17 protein-coding genes, 2 pseudogenes and 1 other annotated feature are annotated in these 16,200 nt (G+C 33.0%); of the genes and pseudogenes, 15 read left to right on the forward strand and 4 right to left on the reverse strand.

Translation table 11 applies throughout. The features are described 5' to 3' along the window. The first annotated feature begins 16 nt into the window (after nucleotides 1-16). The 4 genes and pseudogenes from ACUXVC_RS10615 (at nucleotide 17) to ACUXVC_RS10630 (ending at nucleotide 3,951) form a co-directional block, all read left to right on the forward strand. Nucleotides 17-373, forward strand: coding sequence for a hypothetical protein (locus ACUXVC_RS10615; RefSeq protein ID WP_088023256.1), 357 nt, complete (start codon nucleotides 17-19; stop codon nucleotides 371-373). 649 nt (nucleotides 374-1,022) lie between these two features. Next, nucleotides 1,023-1,199, forward strand: a pseudogene (locus ACUXVC_RS10620) (recombinase family protein); the annotation flags it as partial. A 97-nt stretch (nucleotides 1,200-1,296) separates the two neighbouring features. Further along, nucleotides 1,297-1,545, forward strand: a binding site (T-box leader). 116 nt (nucleotides 1,546-1,661) lie between these two features. Beyond that, the gene (locus tag ACUXVC_RS10625; RefSeq protein ID WP_098976049.1) at nucleotides 1,662-3,002 is read left to right on the forward strand and encodes a sodium-dependent transporter; all 1,341 of its coding nucleotides are present in this window, start codon (nucleotides 1,662-1,664) and stop codon (nucleotides 3,000-3,002) included. A 76-nt stretch (nucleotides 3,003-3,078) separates the two neighbouring features. After that, on the forward strand, nucleotides 3,079-3,951 hold the full coding sequence (locus ACUXVC_RS10630; RefSeq protein WP_446026031.1) for an alpha/beta fold hydrolase: 873 nt from the start codon (nucleotides 3,079-3,081) through the stop codon (nucleotides 3,949-3,951). Between the two features lie 36 nt (nucleotides 3,952-3,987). Here ACUXVC_RS10630 and ACUXVC_RS10635 read toward each other — a convergent pair whose 3' ends face one another. Next, nucleotides 3,988-4,563: a nucleotidyltransferase family protein gene (locus tag ACUXVC_RS10635; RefSeq protein ID WP_087980963.1), complete on the reverse strand. Its 576-nt coding sequence runs from the start codon at nucleotides 4,561-4,563 to the stop codon at nucleotides 3,988-3,990. Between the two features lie 35 nt (nucleotides 4,564-4,598). After that, nucleotides 4,599-5,396 carry a lipid II flippase Amj family protein gene (locus ACUXVC_RS10640; protein WP_000028911.1) on the reverse strand — a complete coding sequence of 266 codons (798 nt, stop codon included), beginning with the start codon at nucleotides 5,394-5,396 and terminating at the stop codon, nucleotides 4,599-4,601. Between the two features lie 190 nt (nucleotides 5,397-5,586). Here ACUXVC_RS10640 and ACUXVC_RS10645 point away from each other — a divergent pair. From ACUXVC_RS10645 to ACUXVC_RS10680, 8 genes and pseudogenes are all read left to right on the forward strand, one after another. Then, nucleotides 5,587-6,249 (forward strand): annotated as a pseudogene (locus tag ACUXVC_RS10645) (HAD family hydrolase). A gap of 208 nt (nucleotides 6,250-6,457) precedes the next feature. Next, entirely contained in the window at nucleotides 6,458-7,897 is a 1,440-nt protein-coding gene (locus ACUXVC_RS10650; protein ID WP_000424326.1) for a GntP family permease, read from the forward strand. Nucleotides 7,898-7,975: 78 nt separating this feature from the next. Further along, nucleotides 7,976-9,178: an iron-containing alcohol dehydrogenase gene (locus ACUXVC_RS10655; RefSeq protein WP_095691001.1), complete on the forward strand. Its 1,203-nt coding sequence runs from the start codon at nucleotides 7,976-7,978 to the stop codon at nucleotides 9,176-9,178. 181 nt (nucleotides 9,179-9,359) lie between these two features. Further along, nucleotides 9,360-10,052: an aspartate/glutamate racemase family protein gene (locus ACUXVC_RS10660; protein ID WP_088023266.1), complete on the forward strand. Its 693-nt coding sequence runs from the start codon at nucleotides 9,360-9,362 to the stop codon at nucleotides 10,050-10,052. 95 nt (nucleotides 10,053-10,147) lie between these two features. After that, the gene (locus ACUXVC_RS10665; protein WP_000493251.1) at nucleotides 10,148-10,621 is read left to right on the forward strand and encodes an SAM-dependent methyltransferase; all 474 of its coding nucleotides are present in this window, start codon (nucleotides 10,148-10,150) and stop codon (nucleotides 10,619-10,621) included. Next, complete coding sequence (locus ACUXVC_RS10670) at nucleotides 10,618-11,058, forward strand: GNAT family N-acetyltransferase (RefSeq protein WP_095691000.1); 441 nt, start codon at nucleotides 10,618-10,620, stop codon at nucleotides 11,056-11,058. The genes ACUXVC_RS10665 and ACUXVC_RS10670 overlap by 4 nt, the downstream gene beginning before the upstream one ends. 168 nt (nucleotides 11,059-11,226) lie before the next feature. Further along, a complete protein-coding gene (locus ACUXVC_RS10675) occupies nucleotides 11,227-11,712 on the forward strand; it encodes a DUF2975 domain-containing protein (protein ID WP_001050152.1) in 486 nt (161 codons plus the stop codon). A 10-nt stretch (nucleotides 11,713-11,722) separates the two neighbouring features. Then, nucleotides 11,723-11,941 carry a helix-turn-helix domain-containing protein gene (locus ACUXVC_RS10680; protein ID WP_000152534.1) on the forward strand — a complete coding sequence of 73 codons (219 nt, stop codon included), beginning with the start codon at nucleotides 11,723-11,725 and terminating at the stop codon, nucleotides 11,939-11,941. Between the two features lie 241 nt (nucleotides 11,942-12,182). Here ACUXVC_RS10680 and ACUXVC_RS10685 read toward each other — a convergent pair whose 3' ends face one another. Together ACUXVC_RS10685 and ACUXVC_RS10690 are read right to left on the reverse strand one after the other, a co-directional pair. Then, a complete protein-coding gene (locus ACUXVC_RS10685) occupies nucleotides 12,183-12,710 on the reverse strand; it encodes an HAD-IIIA family hydrolase (protein ID WP_095690999.1) in 528 nt (175 codons plus the stop codon). A gap of 28 nt (nucleotides 12,711-12,738) precedes the next feature. Then, nucleotides 12,739-13,170: a GNAT family N-acetyltransferase gene (locus ACUXVC_RS10690; RefSeq protein ID WP_000009776.1), complete on the reverse strand. Its 432-nt coding sequence runs from the start codon at nucleotides 13,168-13,170 to the stop codon at nucleotides 12,739-12,741. Between the two features lie 153 nt (nucleotides 13,171-13,323). On the opposite strand from ACUXVC_RS10690, the gene ACUXVC_RS10695 reads away from it, so the two are divergent. The 3 genes from ACUXVC_RS10695 (at nucleotide 13,324) to ACUXVC_RS10705 (ending at nucleotide 16,096) form a co-directional block, all read left to right on the forward strand. After that, nucleotides 13,324-14,034 carry an ABC transporter ATP-binding protein gene (locus ACUXVC_RS10695; protein ID WP_095690998.1) on the forward strand — a complete coding sequence of 237 codons (711 nt, stop codon included), beginning with the start codon at nucleotides 13,324-13,326 and terminating at the stop codon, nucleotides 14,032-14,034. Then, on the forward strand, nucleotides 14,027-15,241 hold the full coding sequence (locus tag ACUXVC_RS10700) for an ABC transporter permease (protein WP_095690997.1): 1,215 nt from the start codon (nucleotides 14,027-14,029) through the stop codon (nucleotides 15,239-15,241). Before ACUXVC_RS10695 ends, ACUXVC_RS10700 begins: the two co-directional genes overlap by 8 nt. Before the next feature lie 267 nt (nucleotides 15,242-15,508). Then, nucleotides 15,509-16,096 carry a YpjP family protein gene (locus ACUXVC_RS10705; protein ID WP_095690996.1) on the forward strand — a complete coding sequence of 196 codons (588 nt, stop codon included), beginning with the start codon at nucleotides 15,509-15,511 and terminating at the stop codon, nucleotides 16,094-16,096. Nucleotides 16,097-16,200: the final 104 nt, after the last annotated feature.

Here is a 16,200-nt window from a genome sequence, read left to right on the forward strand (position 1 = left end):
GAAAGGAGAATAATAGATGAGTAAAATGGCAATTACAATAAGCTCTAATGGTCCATTTAGTAAATGTGTAGTACCATTAAGAAAGTACACTGGTTTAGGAATTACAGAGATAAAAAATAAAATTGAAAACAAAGATTTTTTTGCCGAAACAGATGCAAATGATATTGATGATATGGAAAATTTAAAGGGATTAGTTGATAACTTGTTGAAGTTAGATGCGGAAGTGAAAATATTTGATAGTGATGAATACGGTGAAGGGATTTTCGATTACCAAGAAATTTCTTACGGCGAATTTATAAATAATATTGACCGGTTAAAAGAAATTATGGAAGAATTACAGGATTACGATGATGCTTTGTCTGACGAAGTTTAATTGGTCTTAATAATTATTATTTTAAAAATATATGTTAAGAGTTTGTGTTAGTAAAGCAACATAAGCGAGTGATAAAGCTCATGGTTCTAAAACGATAAATACAAAAGCACATAAGAAAAATTGATGAAAAAGAATGTATTTTTGAAGTGGATAGAAAAATATATGGTGTTTGAAAATAGATACTCCATGATGGTTGTACCATCATAGAGTGTTATGTGCAATGATAGAATAGAAAATAAAGTACGAGCTTAGGCGAGATGACATTTTACCGGGCGATAAATATAAACACATGGAATGTATATTAAACTAACAAGCTCGTACAAACTCGTAAGTTTTAATATAGTATTTGTCATGATGTACAAAAGGCGTCATACTGTTACTACAAAACTTACAAATTTACGCTACTTAAAAACATATGAACTTAAAGCACTTGATTGTTAATTAAAGGCAACAAGTGCTTTTTTGCGTTTTAGCGTAGAAATTTAAAAGAGCATTATAATTTTATTAGTGCATTAAGTGTTAAATTTTTATTGTTGTTTTATAGATTGTAATGGCTATGTACAGTGTACGACGATAGTAGAGGGAAAACTAAAGGGGTGTATTATTTTTTGAAGTCATCGTAAAGTACGTTTTAACGGAAGGACAAGTACGTGATGGACTACAAGCGCTATTGTCCGATATGGCGAAAGTATTAATACAACGAGAACTAAAGAAATATGAAGTAGATGTGAAGGCGATTGAACAATCTATAGTATTTACACATGATCCAAATGACTTTTTGGTGAATGGCATGTTAGAGCTATTAGACCAATATTACCGTCTTGAGAAATCTTTTTCGACAAAAAAATAATATATCCCTTGACAGTTACAAATATAACAGATATACTTCATATTAATTTCAAAAGAAAATATATTCTGAATATTACAATGTGTTGAATAGGAGTAGTAAGGTCATGTATTTGTACAGAGAGCTATGGGTTGGTGTGACATAGTCAAATGACATCCTGAACTCGCCTAGGAGCAGTAAGGTGGAACAGAATTACATTCTTAGTAAATCTTAACGGTTAACCTTCGATATTAGGTTTGTAATCAAACGATTACTACTAAGGTGGATTCATAATGGAATCAATAAGGGTGGTACCGCGTTAAGTAAATGGCTTAGCGTCTCTTTATATAGAGATGCTAGGCCATTTTTTTATTATATGGAAGAAGAAATGGAGGGTTTATTTGGATAGGTCTATAAAATTTATTTATTTATATAAAAAGATTTAATTAGGAGGAAAATGAGATGAAACAGACGGAGCAATGGACTTCGAAATTAGGTTTTATAATGGCAGCAGCCGGATCAGCAATTGGACTTGGTGCGATATGGAAGTTTCCTTATATCGCTGGGAAGAGCGGGGGAGGAGCGTTCTTTTTAATCTTTATATTATTTACTGTTTTAATTGGACTACCGCTACTTATAGCTGAATTTATGATTGGACGCAGTACGCAGAAACAAGCAGTTGGAGCATTTAAAAGCATCGCACCAAATACAGGATGGCACTGGATCGGACGCCTTGGCGTTGGAACGTGTTTTATATTACTTTCGTTTTATAGTGTTGTAGGTGGATGGGTATTAATTTATTTATTCAGAGGAATAACAGGACAACTGATTATTCCAGGACAAAATTACGGTGCGTTATTTACTGAAACAATTGGGAATCCCACTTGGGCTATTATGGGACATTTCGCTTTTATGTTCATTACGATATGGGTTGTATCAAAGGGTGTACAAAACGGAATTGAAAAAGCAAGTAAATATATGTTGCCAGCATTGTTCGTTTTATTTGTCGCTCTTATTATTCGTTCGTTAACACTTGATGATGCAATGAAAGGTGTGAAGTTTTTCTTACAACCAGATTTCTCAAAGATTACTTCGGAAAGTATTTTGTTCGCAATGGGGCAATCATTCTTTGCAATTAGTATCGGGATTTCAATTATGGTTACGTATAGTTCCTATTTAAATAAAAAAGAAAGTTTACCAAAATCAGCAATAACAATTGTTGGATTGAATTTATTTGTTTCTTTATTTGCGGGTCTTGCCATTTTTCCGGCCGTATTTTCATTAGGAATGGAGCCGACAGAAGGACCTGGATTACTATTTATCGTATTACCATCTGTATTTAGTCAAATTCCATTCGGTGGATTTTTCTTAACAGTATTTCTTGCACTATTTACATTTGCGACATTAACATCGGCATTTTCTCTGTTAGAGACAGTTGTTTCAGCATTAGCAAATGGTGAACAAGAAAGAAGAACGAAATTATCATGGATGATCGGTTTCTGTATTTTCTTAGTAGGTATACCATCTGCGTTATCATTTGGAGTATGGAGTGATATTACGATTTTTGGAAAGAATATTTTTGATGCAGTAGACTTTTTATCTAGTAATATATTAATGCCGCTTGGTGCACTATTTATTAGTATTTTCGTTTCATTCAAAATGGAGAAGAAGGTACTAGAAGCAGAGTTTTTTGTAGGTGGAAATTATGGAAAGAAAGTATTTACTTGTTGGGCATTTTTACTTCGATTTGTAGCACCACTTGCAATAATTATCGTCTTCTTAAATGTAATAGGGATTATTTAACATTAAATGTTATAATATTCAGTAAAAAGAGAGGGTGATGATCATAAAGGCAAATTTGATAGAAGCAGGGAAATACATGAATATTAGAGGGAAAAAGCTATACGTTGAAACGCATGGAAATCCTAAAAATAAGCCAGTCTTATACTTGCATGGTGGTCCAGGAGAGAGTTGCTATGATTTTTCATTTCATCAAGCGGAACGTTTAAAAGATTCTCTATATGTAATTATGATAGATCAAAGAGGTGTTTGTCGTTCAGAAGTAATTTCAGAAGAACCTTTTGGACTAATTGATTTAGTTGAAGACGCTGAGGAACTAAGAAAAGCATTACAAATTGAAAAGTGGTCTGTAATTGGACATTCTTTCGGTGGATATGTAGCGTTGTTATATGCTTCGGCATATCCAAGTTCAATAGAGAAAATAATATTTGAAGGGCCAACTTTCGACTTTGCATTAACAAGTAGAGCTTTGTTGCAAAAGACAGGGCATTTATTAAAAAAGCATGGAAAAGAAGAAGTAGCAAAAGAGTGCTTTGCTTATTCATCTAGCAATGCTAGTTCAAAAGAGTTGTTAGAAGCTTATATAAGACTAAGCAATGAATTAGAAGAAAAAAGAATGGAGATTTACAATAATAAGGAAGATAGGACAGATGAGAGTTTATACAGTGATGAAGAGTGGGAAGTATTTTCAAATCGCTCTCAAATTCATTTTGATAGATTAAAATTAGAGGGCTCATGTCATACGTCATTATTATATAAAATAAAAGAAGTACAGAATCAAATGTTATTAATTGTAGGAAAACATGATGTAGTAACGTGTGAAGAACAAATTAAAACATTTAATAAAGATGCCCGAAACGGCAAGTATATCGTATTTGAAGAGAGCGGTCATTCACCTCATTATGAGGAAGCAGATAGGTTTGCAGAAACAGTCATATATTTTTTGAAATGAAGAAAAGGGTGCTTCTATAAATGAGGGGCACCCTTTCTATATTTCTGGATATGTGATTGTGATGTTAGGCCACTTACTTTGCCAATTCTTTTTTATAACTCTGTTTTTGTACATATGTAATCGTTCTTTCGATTCAAGAAAATGAGCTGTTGGTCTCACTTGTAAGGAAAGGACATCTTCAATACCACATGGGGCTGTTAATATGACGTTGTTTAGTTCATCAAGTGTAACTCCTAAAGCTGTTGCTGTTTCAGGAAATTTAGAAATAGCATCAACAGAAGAAGAATATGGTGGCATATTATTCACTACATGCATACGAGCTTGATTTTTTACAGACCAAGGGATAGTAGCATCAATATTCATTAATTTCGTTTCTAATGATTGTTCGTATATCTCATCTTGATGTAGACTATCATAATAAATTACATCAACATCAGGCATAGCCGTTTTAGCTTCATAGTCATGTAAAGTATCCCAAATTTTAGAACGAACAAAGCCGGCACAAACCCACCAATCAGGTAACTCTAGTGATTTTGCCATTTGTAATACATTCATCATCCATTCGTCGTTTTCTATTAAGCGAATGATATCTTGTTCTGTTTGTATAGTCATTTGTTATCTCAACTGCTTTTTTTTAGAGAGTAAATTTAATTCATAAGCTTTATAATCCATGTAATCCAGTAAGCACCTGGTATGAATAACAGTTGAGCAAGTAATGTACCAAAAAGTCTAGAAATCATTAGCCAAGCATACATTTTACTCATTGCTTCAGCACCTTCTTCTGATTGAAGAGCTCGCTCTGTTAAAAGAGCAATACGTGGATCTAGTAGCACTGTTAATAAAATAGTAGCAAAACCATTAATAAGACCAGAAGCTGTAGTGGCTTTTGTTGCGAAAGCTGGAATTAAAAAAGAAGCATATAGTGCGGAAAGAACTCCCGCTGTATAAATTGCAGTAGCGAACATGTTAATAAGCATTATACGCTTTGGAATACCGCCGATACGCAGTCTATGAATCATTTCTAACTTTGGAAAGCGGACATATTTTTTTGTGTACTTTAATTTTTGAATGTTATTCGTTTTCATCATTCGAATGAAAGAACCGTCTGTTTCAAAGTTTTGAATGACATATCCAAATAGTTTTGTCAAAGTTGGATACAGTATAATCGCAAGCAATGTACCGATAGAAGCAGATAATAGTACAAGACGTATAATATGCTCTAAATCAATAGAAGGATCTAGTTTTGCTTCGTCCACAATCCCGCCAAGTAAAAAGGCTTGTAGTAAGTTTGACGTTCTTGAAATGAGTAATACGATTCCTACGACGGATAATGCGACAGCAATCTTCTTTAAACGAACCCCCGCTAATCGAATACTATAAGAGCTTGTTTCAACTGCGTGGATTACAATTGTGAAAGCCATTATAAAAATTAACGTAATTGACATTTGTTTCACCAGTTTCTATTAAAATAATTGTAACTTTTTTACTTTATCATATCTATCGTATTTTGTAACTGAAAGTATGTGACATATGGAAATTGATTTTTCGAAAAAATAGATAATGATAGTATAATAGGGAGAAGTGGAAGAGATGTTAGCAGTTATTTATACAGCAAATTAAGTGGAGGAATGAAACATGTATAAAACATTTCTATTTGATTTAGATGGAACTTTAACGGATCCGAAAGAAGGGATTGTAAATTCGGTTTTGTATGCGTTAAAAAAAGTAGGAATTGAAGAAGTACATATAAGTGAGTTAGATTCATTTATAGGTCCTCCTATTCAGTAATCATTCGTAGAGAGATATAATATGAGTGAAGGAGAGGTTGAACGTGCAGTTTTTTACTTCCGTGAGTATTTAAAGCAGCGTGGATTGTTTGAAAATAATGTATACGAGGGGATTCTGAAGCTCTTGCAACAATTAAAAAGTTCAGGAAATCGCATATTCGTAGCTACTTCAAAGCCCACTGTATTTGCGAAACAAGTTATAGAGCATTTTCAATTAACGAATTATTTCGAAGATATCATTGGAAGTAATTTAGATGGTACGAGAATAAAAAAAGAAGAAATAATTGCTCATATTTTACAAACAAATGAAGAACTAAATAAAGAAGAAATGATAATGATTGGTGATAGAAAGCACGATATAATAGGTGCGAATCAGAATGGAATTGCTTCAATTGGTGTTTTATATGGCTATGGCTGTGAGAAAGAACTGACTGAAGTTAGTGCGACTTACATAGTGAAAGATGTTGAAGAACTGTATCATTTTTGTGCAGAAAAAAGTTTAATAAATTAGTAAATATAGATGCTAGCAATCCCTTTATAACGTATGATGAGGAATTCGTTTCTGTTTAAAGGGATTTTTCATATGTAATCGAATATTTATAATTAGACATTTTTAGCATGAAAAAATTGTATGAATAAGAGGAGGGATGTCAGAATTAAAAGATTAGTAGAAGTTTATCGATAAAATTTAGAATATTCTGTTTAATGGAGGGGTAAAATTGGAGTTAGTTATTATATTATTAGCACTAAGTTTACTTATGTTCGTAGCATACAGAGGCTTTTCTGTTATTCTATTCGCACCAATATTTGCATTATTTGCAGTATTTTTGACAGAACCTAGTTATGTATTACCTTTCTTTTCTAATATCTTTATGGAGAAAATGGTTGGATTTATAAAGTTATATTTTCCTGTGTTTTTATTAGGAGCAATATTTGGAAAAGTAGTGGAAATGTCAGGGATTGCAGATTCTATCGCAAAAACGATTATTGAGTTAGTTGGTGAAAAACGTACTATATTAGCGATTGTATTAATGGGGGCTATTTTAACGTATAGTGGTGTTAGTGTGTATGTAGTAGTGTTTGCTGTTTATCCGTTCGCAGCTAAGTTGTTTCGACAAGCTAATATTCCAAAACGTTTAATCCCTGGAACGATTGTTCTTGGGGCAGTAACGTTTACAATGGATGCACTACCTGGATCACCACAAATTCAAAATGTAATACCTACAACATTTTTTAAAACGGATATTTATGCTGCACCGATACTTGGGATTGTAGGAGCAATTTTTGTTCTTACATTAGGTTTACTATATTTAGAGAGTAGACGTAAGAAGGCAAAAGCAGCAGGTGAAGGATATTTTGGTTTTAATGATGGAAATACTGAAATGGCAGCATCTTTGCAATTAGAACAAAAAAATATGCCATTAATTAATAACATTGAAATCACAAGAGCACAACAACTTATTGCATTTATACCACTTATTTTAGTAGGTGTAATGAATAAAGTGTTTACTATTATGATCCCGAAGTGGTATCCAAGCGGTTTTGATTTTTCTGCAATTGGTATGAAAGCATTTGGAAAAGTAGAATTAAGTGCAGTAGTAGGAATTTGGTCTGTAGAATTGGCACTTATTATAGGGATCTTAACAACGTTATTATTATATTGGAAGCGAGTAGTAACAGGTTTCCAAGCTGGATTGAATACAAGTATTGGTGGAGCGCTACTTGCAACGATGAATACAGGAGCTGAGTTTGGATTCGGTGGTGTCATTGCAGCACTTCCAGGCTTCGCAATTATGAGAGATGGTATCTCTGCTACTTTCACAAATCCATTAGTGAATGGTGCAGTAACGACGAATATTTTAGCTGGAATTACAGGCTCTGCATCAGGAGGTATGGGAATAGTATTAAGTGCAATGGGAGATAAATTTATTGCAGCGGCCAATCAATTTGATATTCCATTAGAAGTTATGCACCGTATCGTATCAATGGCATCAGGAGGAATGGATACACTACCGCATAACGGGGCTATTATTACTATTCTTACAGTAACAGGATTAACACATAAACAGTCCTATAAAGATATATTTGCTATTACAATTTTGAAAACGGTTGCTGTATTTTTAGTTATCGCGTTCTATACTTTAACAGGACTCTATTAAACATTCGAATCGTAAAGATTCATCAAATCGATAATTTATATCATAAAATATTAATTAGGATAAGAAGGGGTGGAGTACTTGCAAGAAGTTTCTGAGTTTCGTATGCCAAAGTCGGTATTATATGGAAGGAATTCGCTTGAAAAACTGGGGGAACAATCAAAAAAGTTAGGGAAAAGAGCTTTTATAGTTACTGATACAATTATGGAGAAATTAGGATATGTTGAAAAGTGTATACAACAACTAAATAAGAAAAGTATTACTGTTAGTACATATAATAAAGTAGATGCTGAGCCTACAAATATACACGTGTTAGAAGCGTTATCTCTTTGTAAAGAGGAAAAGTGTGATTTTATTATCGGTATTGGTGGTGGAAGTTGTATTGATGCTGCGAAAGCAGTAGCGGTTTTATATACAAATGGTGGAGAAGTTGAGGATTATGTCCAAAAGGATATTGAAATAGAAAACAACCCACTACCACTTATTGCAATTCCAACAACTTCTGGTACTGGATCGGAAGTTACAAGTGTAGCAGTAATTACGAATAAAAAAACAGATGTAAAAATGATGATGAAGCATCCTAGTTTTATACCGAAAGTAGCAATTATAGATCCAGTTTTGACAAGTTCATTACCACCACAAATTACGGCAGCAACAGGAATAGATGCGTTATGTCATGCAATTGAAGCGTATATTTCTAAAGTTTCACAACCACTTACAGATGTACTAGCTCTTTCAGCTATTGAAAGTATTATGAAATATTTATGTATAGCATATGAAGATGGACGTAATATGGAGGCAAGAGAAGCGATGATGATTGCTTCCTTACAAGCTGGAATTGCATTTTCTAATGCATCAGTTACATTAGTTCATGGAATGTCAAGGCCAGTGGGAGCATTATTTCATGTACCGCATGGAATATCAAATGCCATACTATTACCTACAGTGTTAGAGTTTACAAAAACAAGTGCAATGAAAAGGTTAGCAAAAATTGGACGTAGTTTAAATAAGGATTTGTATTCGAATTCTGATGAGGAAGTAGCAGACTACACGCTTGGTGAAATAAAAAAACTTTGCTTTGATCTTCGTATTCCAAATTTAAAAGAATACGGAATCGATGAAATTGAATTTGAAAATGCTATTTCTAAAATGGCATCAGATGCAATTGAAAGTGGTAGCCCAGCTAATAACCCACGTGTTCCATCATATGATGAAATCAAAGAGCTGTATCGAGAGTGTTTTAATTATAAGTATAAAGAATTCATAAAAAAATCAGATTATTAATTTCAGAATATTCTATAAAAATTTCCTTGGAAATGAAAGTAGAATTATTCTTTATTATTTCCGTATTTTCCGTTAAAACAAGACTTTATATTCAAAACTTAAAGTCTTGTTTTATTATGTATAATATACATAATAAAACATTGTTATTAGTTTTATAAAAATAGTTTAGGTAGGTGTTTGTATGAAAACGATAGGTCTTATAGGTGGTATGAGTTGGGAATCAACTTCTGAATATTATCGAATTATTAATGAAGAAATAAAAAAGAGATTAGGAGGGCTACATTCAGCAAAATGTTTGATTAATAGTGTGGACTTTGAAGAGATTGAAAGATTCCAGTCTAGAGGAGATTGGAATGGAGCAGGTGAAGTTTTAGCGAATGCGGCGTATTCATTACAGAAGGGAGGAGCAGACTTTATAATCATTTGTACAAATACAATGCATAAGGTAGTTGGAAAAATAAAGGAGAAAATTGATATTCCAGTCTTACATATTGCCGATGCAACTGCAAAAGCAATTAAAAGAAAAGACATTCAAAAGGTTGGTCTGCTTGGAACTAAATATACAATGGAGCAAGATTTCTATAAGTCACGTATTGAAGAGCATGATATAAAAGTAATAGTACCATCAGAAAAAAATAGAAAAGAAATAAATAAAGTAATATATACAGAATTATGTTTAGGAAAAATAGTATCTCAATCTAGAGAATATTATAAAAGAGTCATTGAAGAGTTAGTGCAAAAAGGAGCACAGGGAATCATATTAGGTTGTACAGAAATAGGGTTATTAATAAAGCAAGAAAACGTATCTGTCCCGATATTTGATACGACTCATATACATGCAATTGAAGCAGTCAAGGTAGCTCTAGATAAATAGATTATAATTATATTATGTAAACTTAATTCATATATCTGGAAAACATTCAGAAAATATTTTATAATGTAAGTGGTTACATTTAAGGGGGAATGCGTATGTTTTCAGTTCAACCAATCGCATTTGTACATAATGAAAGAAAGGAAATAAAAGATGATGAGTGGGGAGAAGTAAGATCCCGTATAACTTTAACTGAAATGTATGCAGAAGAAAGTATACAAGGGATTGAAGATTTTTCCCATATTGAAGTTGTTTTTTATTTTCATAAAGTAACTGACGAGCAAATTCAGTATTTTGCTAGACATCCTAGAAATAATAAAGATTATCCTGAAGTAGGTATTTTTGCACAGCGCGGAAAAAATCGCCCGAATCGCATAGGTGTAACAATTGTAAAGGTGATCAAAAGAGAAGGTAAATCAATTATTGTTGAGGGATTAGATGCTATTAATGGTACTCCTATATTGGATATAAAACCAATAATGAAAGAGTTTATACCGAAAGAAGAAATACACCAGCCTAAATGGGCAACGGATATTATGAGACAGTATTGGAAGGGGAATGGAGTAAAATGAGAATATATGAGGCAACAATTGCAGATTTAGATGGACTAGCATCAGTTTTTAATAACTATCGCATGTTTTATAGGCAGGATTCTGATTTAGAAGGTGCAAAAGTATTTTTACAAAATCGAATTGAGAAAAAAGAGTCCGTTATTTTCGTAGCAGTTGAAGACGGCGAATATATTGGGTTCACACAACTATATCCATCATTTTCTTCCATTTCAATGAAAGAATTATGGATTTTAAATGATTTATTTGTACAAGCGGCGAAGCGTGGAGCCGGAACAGGTAAAAAATTATTAGAAGCTGCTAAAGAATACGCATTAGAGAATGGAGCAAAAGGTGTAAAATTGCAAACAGAGATTGATAATTTATCAGCACAACGATTATATGCTGAAAATGGTTATTTGAGAGATAATCGTTATTTCCATTACGAATTAACGTTTTAAAAAATTAAGTTGAAAGAGACATTTTCAAGAAAAAGAATTTCTTTGTAATGAGAAATTCTTTTTTATTTTTGCCTAAATTAAACATGAAGAAAACGATATTTATTTATTGTTAAACGATAAATAAATATGATAAAATTATGTTATCATTAAATAAATGAGGTATTGTAAATGAATCTTAAACGAAGTTCAACAACGTTCTTAAAAGTAATTATTTTTCTTGTTGGAATTGCAGTACTTGCTTTATGCATATTTTTAGTGCCGGAAATGGCGAATTTCGCAGCGAATTTGTATCCTAATATTACTCTGATAAAATATCTTGTTTTCATTGTGATGTATGGAGCAGCTGTGCCTTTTTACGTTGCTCTTTATCAGGCTTTCAATCTTTTACAGTACATTGATGAGAACACAGCGTTCTCGGAATTATCTGTAAAGGCGTTAAAGAATATAAAGCGCTGTGCAGTTACAATCAGTGGTTTGTATGTATTAGGTTTACCACTTTTTCATTTTATAGCGAAAAAAATGGACCCTCCTATTGGGTTAGTGGGACTTATTATCGTTTTTGCTTCTCTCGTTATCGCTGTTTTTGCTGCTATCCTCCAACGACTTCTACAAGAGGCAATTAACATAAAATCAGAAAATGATTTGACGGTCTGAGGTGGCGGATATGACAATCATTATTAATATTGACGTCATGTTAGCAAAACGAAAAATGAGTGTAACGGAGCTTTCGGAGAAGGTTGGAATTACGATGGCGAATCTTTCTATTTTGAAAAATGGGAAAGCAAAAGCGGTTCGTTTTTCAACATTAGAAGCGATATGTAAAGCTTTGGAGTGTCAGCCAGGGGATATTTTGGAGTATAAAAACGATGAGAATACTCAATAAAAAAAGATAACAAATGTAAATAATAGAAGTCAATAAAGAAGGGATAGCCACTAAGCTATTCCTTCTTTACGTTAATTGCTGTTACTAATAAAAAATAAAATTTGAATTGCAATGTTTGCGTATCAAAAGGGAACTTGCTACCTTTTGAGGTAATCCGTTTTGTGGAAGACAATTATTTGCCAAAAAGGCTATTTTAACTATGTTTTAAATTATTTTGAGTGCATCAAAATCTTCATTTGTATTATAGTTGATTTAAAACCCAGTTTGTTGCATCTTCAAAGTTATCTGCAATGTAGTTTGGTTCAATATGTGCCCATTTGTCTCGGTACGTATGCAAAGCATCATACCCAGCGCCTGTTCGGACTAGAATTGTTGTCGCATTTACTTTTGCTCCTGCAACAATATCAGTCCAGCGATCACCAACTACAGCACATTGTGTTAAATCAAGCCCATGTTTTTTTGCTGCTTTAAGCAGCATGCCTGTACTTGGTTTACGGCATTCACAACCATCACCGTGTTTATGAGGACATACATAAATATCATCAAAACCGAAGCCTTCTAATTCTTGTACAAAATCGGCTACAGTTGCTATTCCATTTGCGATACCAGGTTGATTTGTGAAAGAGAAAATTTTTATATTTTTAGCTTTTAGTTTTTGCAAGGATGTTTTTGTGAATGGAAATAATGTAAAAGATCCTGGATAATGTATTGTAGTGTCACCACCAATTGTACCGTCACGATCAATGAAAATTGCTTTAATGTTTGTCATAGTTATATTCCCTTCAATTATAAGTAGTTTAAAAATGTTTTACAAATCGGTAGCCATTTACTTCATATCCTAATTTTTTGTAAAAAGGATGAGCTTCTACTCTTTTTGTTCCACTAACTAGCCATGTGCCAATGCAATTATGTTTCTTTGCTAATTGCTCTGCATAATCCATCAACACTTGTCCAATGCCTTTCCGTCGTATGTTAGAATCGACGCTAATAATTGAAATCTCTCCATAACGTGTTACATCTTCTAAATTTTCACGTATACGAAATCCAAGTAATCCAAATATAGCTTCTTCTTCCTCGTAAACATATAAAAAATCAAACGGACTCATTTGTACGAATTGTAATCGGTTGTTCATATCTTCATAGGAAATAGAGGAACCTTTTAATTCTTTCGTTAAAGAACAAAGTGCGTCTATATCATCTATCGTTGCTTCACGAATTTGAAAAGACATATTATCCACTCCAATAAAATGTAATCAAACATTTAATATTCTGTTAAAAAATGTTTTTTCCTGCTATGAAAATAAATATTTTATAATGATATATAGATAGTTATATGTTATTCTTTTCCTTGATTGTATTGGAAATGGAAAGAGGGGAAATGCATGTTAGAAGTAAATATCCGCTCAGCCGGATATGAAATAGGCGAAAAAACAATTCATGATATAGCTTTTTCTATTGAAAAAGGTGAACTAGTTGCTCTTATTGGAGCAAATGGTGCTGGGAAGAGTACGACGATAAAAACGATGCTCGGATTACTTGTAAATATGGACGGTGAAATATCATTCGGTAAAAAGAAAAATCCGTATGCATACGTGCCAGAACATCCAACATACTATGATTACTTGACGCTCTGGGAACATATTGAATTATTAATGGCTGCTCGTGGAAGTGAAATGGGAAGCTGGGAAGAACGAGCGGAACAATTATTACATACTTTTCGAATGGATAAGCATAAACATGAGTATTTATCAAAGTTTTCAAAAGGTATGAAACAAAAATCGATGCTAATATTGGCGTTTTTAACTGAGCCAGATTTTTATATCATTGATGAACCTTTTATCGGTTTAGATCCAGTAGCTACGAAAGAGTTTTTAAGTTATTTATATAAAGAAAAAGAGCGCGGAGCAGGAATTTTACTTTGTACGCACGTATTGGATACTGCTGAAAAAATTTGTGAAAGATTTTTACTCATTTCACAAGGTACATTAGTCGCAGATGGACATTTAGAATCTATTCAAATGTTAGCGGAAATGCCGGGTAGCTCATTACTAGACTGCTTTGATGTAATCGTAAGGCGTGAACAACATGATTAAACAACAATTTTATAAAAGATTACGCCATGAGCTTCAGCGGAAGTGGAAGTCTATACGTTCGGTAACAGATTGGACAGTCGCATTATATATTATTATACCAGCACTTATATTTATGGGAATCTATTATAGGTCACTATGGATAAATGAATTATCAACGGAAGAGACGATTTATTTCGGATTAGGATTACTCGCATTTTATCTAGTAACATATCCGAGAGGAGTTCGTTCATTTTTTGAGCAAGCGGATAGTTTATTTTTAATTTCGTATGCAACACATATGCAAAAATTAGTCCAGTATGGCATGATGTACACATTTGTTCGAATAGCGATAACGAATATAATATTAGTCGTTATTATGTTACCGGTGTTGATGAAAAGTATCGGAGTAACAGAGATACAAGTCCTATTATTTTGGGTATTCTTTACTATATTTCGATTTATGATGTCGTTGTTAACGAGATTTATTCATGTACATGCGGAGAAACGATGGGTTTTATGGATTGTAAAAAATGTAGTATTTTCTATGAGCGTGTCCTTTTTGGGAATTAGTTTATTTTTTATTTATAAAAATCCATTTTATTCAATTCTATTTATCGGTTTAGTAATTTTCTTAAGTAGTGTATTAGTAAAAGCGAAAATGAATTATAAAAAGTTCTTTTTTAAAGAAATTGAGAAAGAAAAGGAGGAAAGCATGCGCTGGACGAGCGGAATTATGCAAGTTGGTGGTCATGCGGCTAAACCGAGTAGTTCGAATAAAAAACCGTGGATGTTTCCGTACTCTAAAAGACTATTAGGAAAAAAAGCTGATTCTCGTATTGTCGAATCTTTTTTGAAAGAATTTTTCCGTACAAGTACTGCACGAATATTTTATATTCAAATTGTATGTATCAGTACTGCAAGTATAATTATGACTCCTAGGTGGATTGCAGCTATTGTTCTCGTATTTGCTGTAGTTGCAATTTCTCGCTATGCACGTGATTATTGGAATGAATTTACGAATAAGATGTTTCTTCATTTATATTGTGATGAAGGGAACTTACTTTTGTTAAGATGGAAGGCAAATCGTTATTTACTACTACCAGCAATACTTTTGTATGGAATAGTTATACTTGCCCAGTTTTATTTATTGCCAGCTGTGATTGGTGGCATTATTTTTATTTTATTAATTGTATGGATTGTATTTTTACCATTAAAAAAGAGCCATTGACGGCTCTTTTTCTAGTCTGTAACACATTGATAAATAAAATATACTAAAACGAGTATGCTTGCGGCGGAATACATGACATCTAAAGTCATTCAAGTGCCTCCTCAATATTGTGGTATTAATATTGTATGAAATCTTACAATTTCATATTCAAGTGAAAAATATGTGAACGTTAACAAAATTGTAAAGTGCAAAAATTATAATCATTTTGTATAATAGAAGAAACCACCGTTATATAAAAAATAATGAGTGAAAGGGGAGGGAACATAAATGCCAAATTGGTTTAGAAAAACCTTAGTCGCATTAATTACCGTATTTACATTTGGTTTAGTGACGCCTCCTTCCATATTGCTTGATAATGCCAAAGCTGCGGACAAGCCTACGAGCACAGCTGGGCAACAAAATTTGGAGAGTACGTCCTATACATATGAAGAAACGAATGACAGGTTAACGACCGATACTTTTATTACTTATGCGATGCAAGAAGCAGAAAAACAGTCGATGCAAAAGTTTGGTACTAAAATTGGCCCAGTAATTGAAGATGAATTTAAAGATGTAATATTACCAAAGATTGAAGAGGCAATTGCTGAACTTGCCAATGATGTACCAGAGGAGTCATTGCAATCATTAGCGATTTCTCAAAGACCAGCTGGTGGAAATAATGAAAAGATTTTTCACGTCTACGATACGCAAACAGGAAATGACTTATTGCGTTTCCATGTAAGAAGAGATCATCCACCGCAAGATGGTTATTATTTTAATTTCCACTATCATCGTTTTGATGATGGATACTCTGGACATCATGAGTTAGGGAATATTTATTGGAATACGAATGTACCGCCAAAATGGCTTTCTTAAAAAGAACAAGAGAAAATCTTGTTCTTTTTTTATGTTTATAGAAGGGTAAGACAACTATGGTGTTGAATATGATAGGTTTAGAAAAAAAGCAGCAAAGGGAGTAT

The sequence above is a fragment of the Bacillus sp. N6 genome (assembly GCF_052805735.1).

Coding starts and splice junctions, on each gene's coding strand:
- ACUXVC_RS10615 (WP_088023256.1), top strand. CDS start 17: ATGAGTAAAATGGCAATTACAATAAGCTCTAATGGTCCATTTAGTAAA.
- ACUXVC_RS10625 (WP_098976049.1), top strand. CDS start 1,662: ATGAAACAGACGGAGCAATGGACTTCGAAATTAGGTTTTATAATGGCA.
- ACUXVC_RS10630 (WP_446026031.1), top strand. CDS start 3,079: ATGAATATTAGAGGGAAAAAGCTATACGTTGAAACGCATGGAAATCCT.
- ACUXVC_RS10635 (WP_087980963.1), bottom strand. CDS start 4,563: ATGACTATACAAACAGAACAAGATATCATTCGCTTAATAGAAAACGAC.
- ACUXVC_RS10640 (WP_000028911.1), bottom strand. CDS start 5,396: ATGTCAATTACGTTAATTTTTATAATGGCTTTCACAATTGTAATCCAC.
- ACUXVC_RS10660 (WP_088023266.1), top strand. CDS start 9,360: ATGAAAACGATAGGTCTTATAGGTGGTATGAGTTGGGAATCAACTTCT.
- ACUXVC_RS10665 (WP_000493251.1), top strand. CDS start 10,148: ATGTTTTCAGTTCAACCAATCGCATTTGTACATAATGAAAGAAAGGAA.
- ACUXVC_RS10670 (WP_095691000.1), top strand. CDS start 10,618: ATGAGAATATATGAGGCAACAATTGCAGATTTAGATGGACTAGCATCA.
- ACUXVC_RS10675 (WP_001050152.1), top strand. CDS start 11,227: ATGAATCTTAAACGAAGTTCAACAACGTTCTTAAAAGTAATTATTTTT.
- ACUXVC_RS10680 (WP_000152534.1), top strand. CDS start 11,723: ATGACAATCATTATTAATATTGACGTCATGTTAGCAAAACGAAAAATG.
- ACUXVC_RS10685 (WP_095690999.1), bottom strand. CDS start 12,710: ATGACAAACATTAAAGCAATTTTCATTGATCGTGACGGTACAATTGGT.
- ACUXVC_RS10690 (WP_000009776.1), bottom strand. CDS start 13,170: ATGTCTTTTCAAATTCGTGAAGCAACGATAGATGATATAGACGCACTT.
- ACUXVC_RS10695 (WP_095690998.1), top strand. CDS start 13,324: ATGTTAGAAGTAAATATCCGCTCAGCCGGATATGAAATAGGCGAAAAA.
- ACUXVC_RS10700 (WP_095690997.1), top strand. CDS start 14,027: ATGATTAAACAACAATTTTATAAAAGATTACGCCATGAGCTTCAGCGG.
- ACUXVC_RS10705 (WP_095690996.1), top strand. CDS start 15,509: ATGCCAAATTGGTTTAGAAAAACCTTAGTCGCATTAATTACCGTATTT.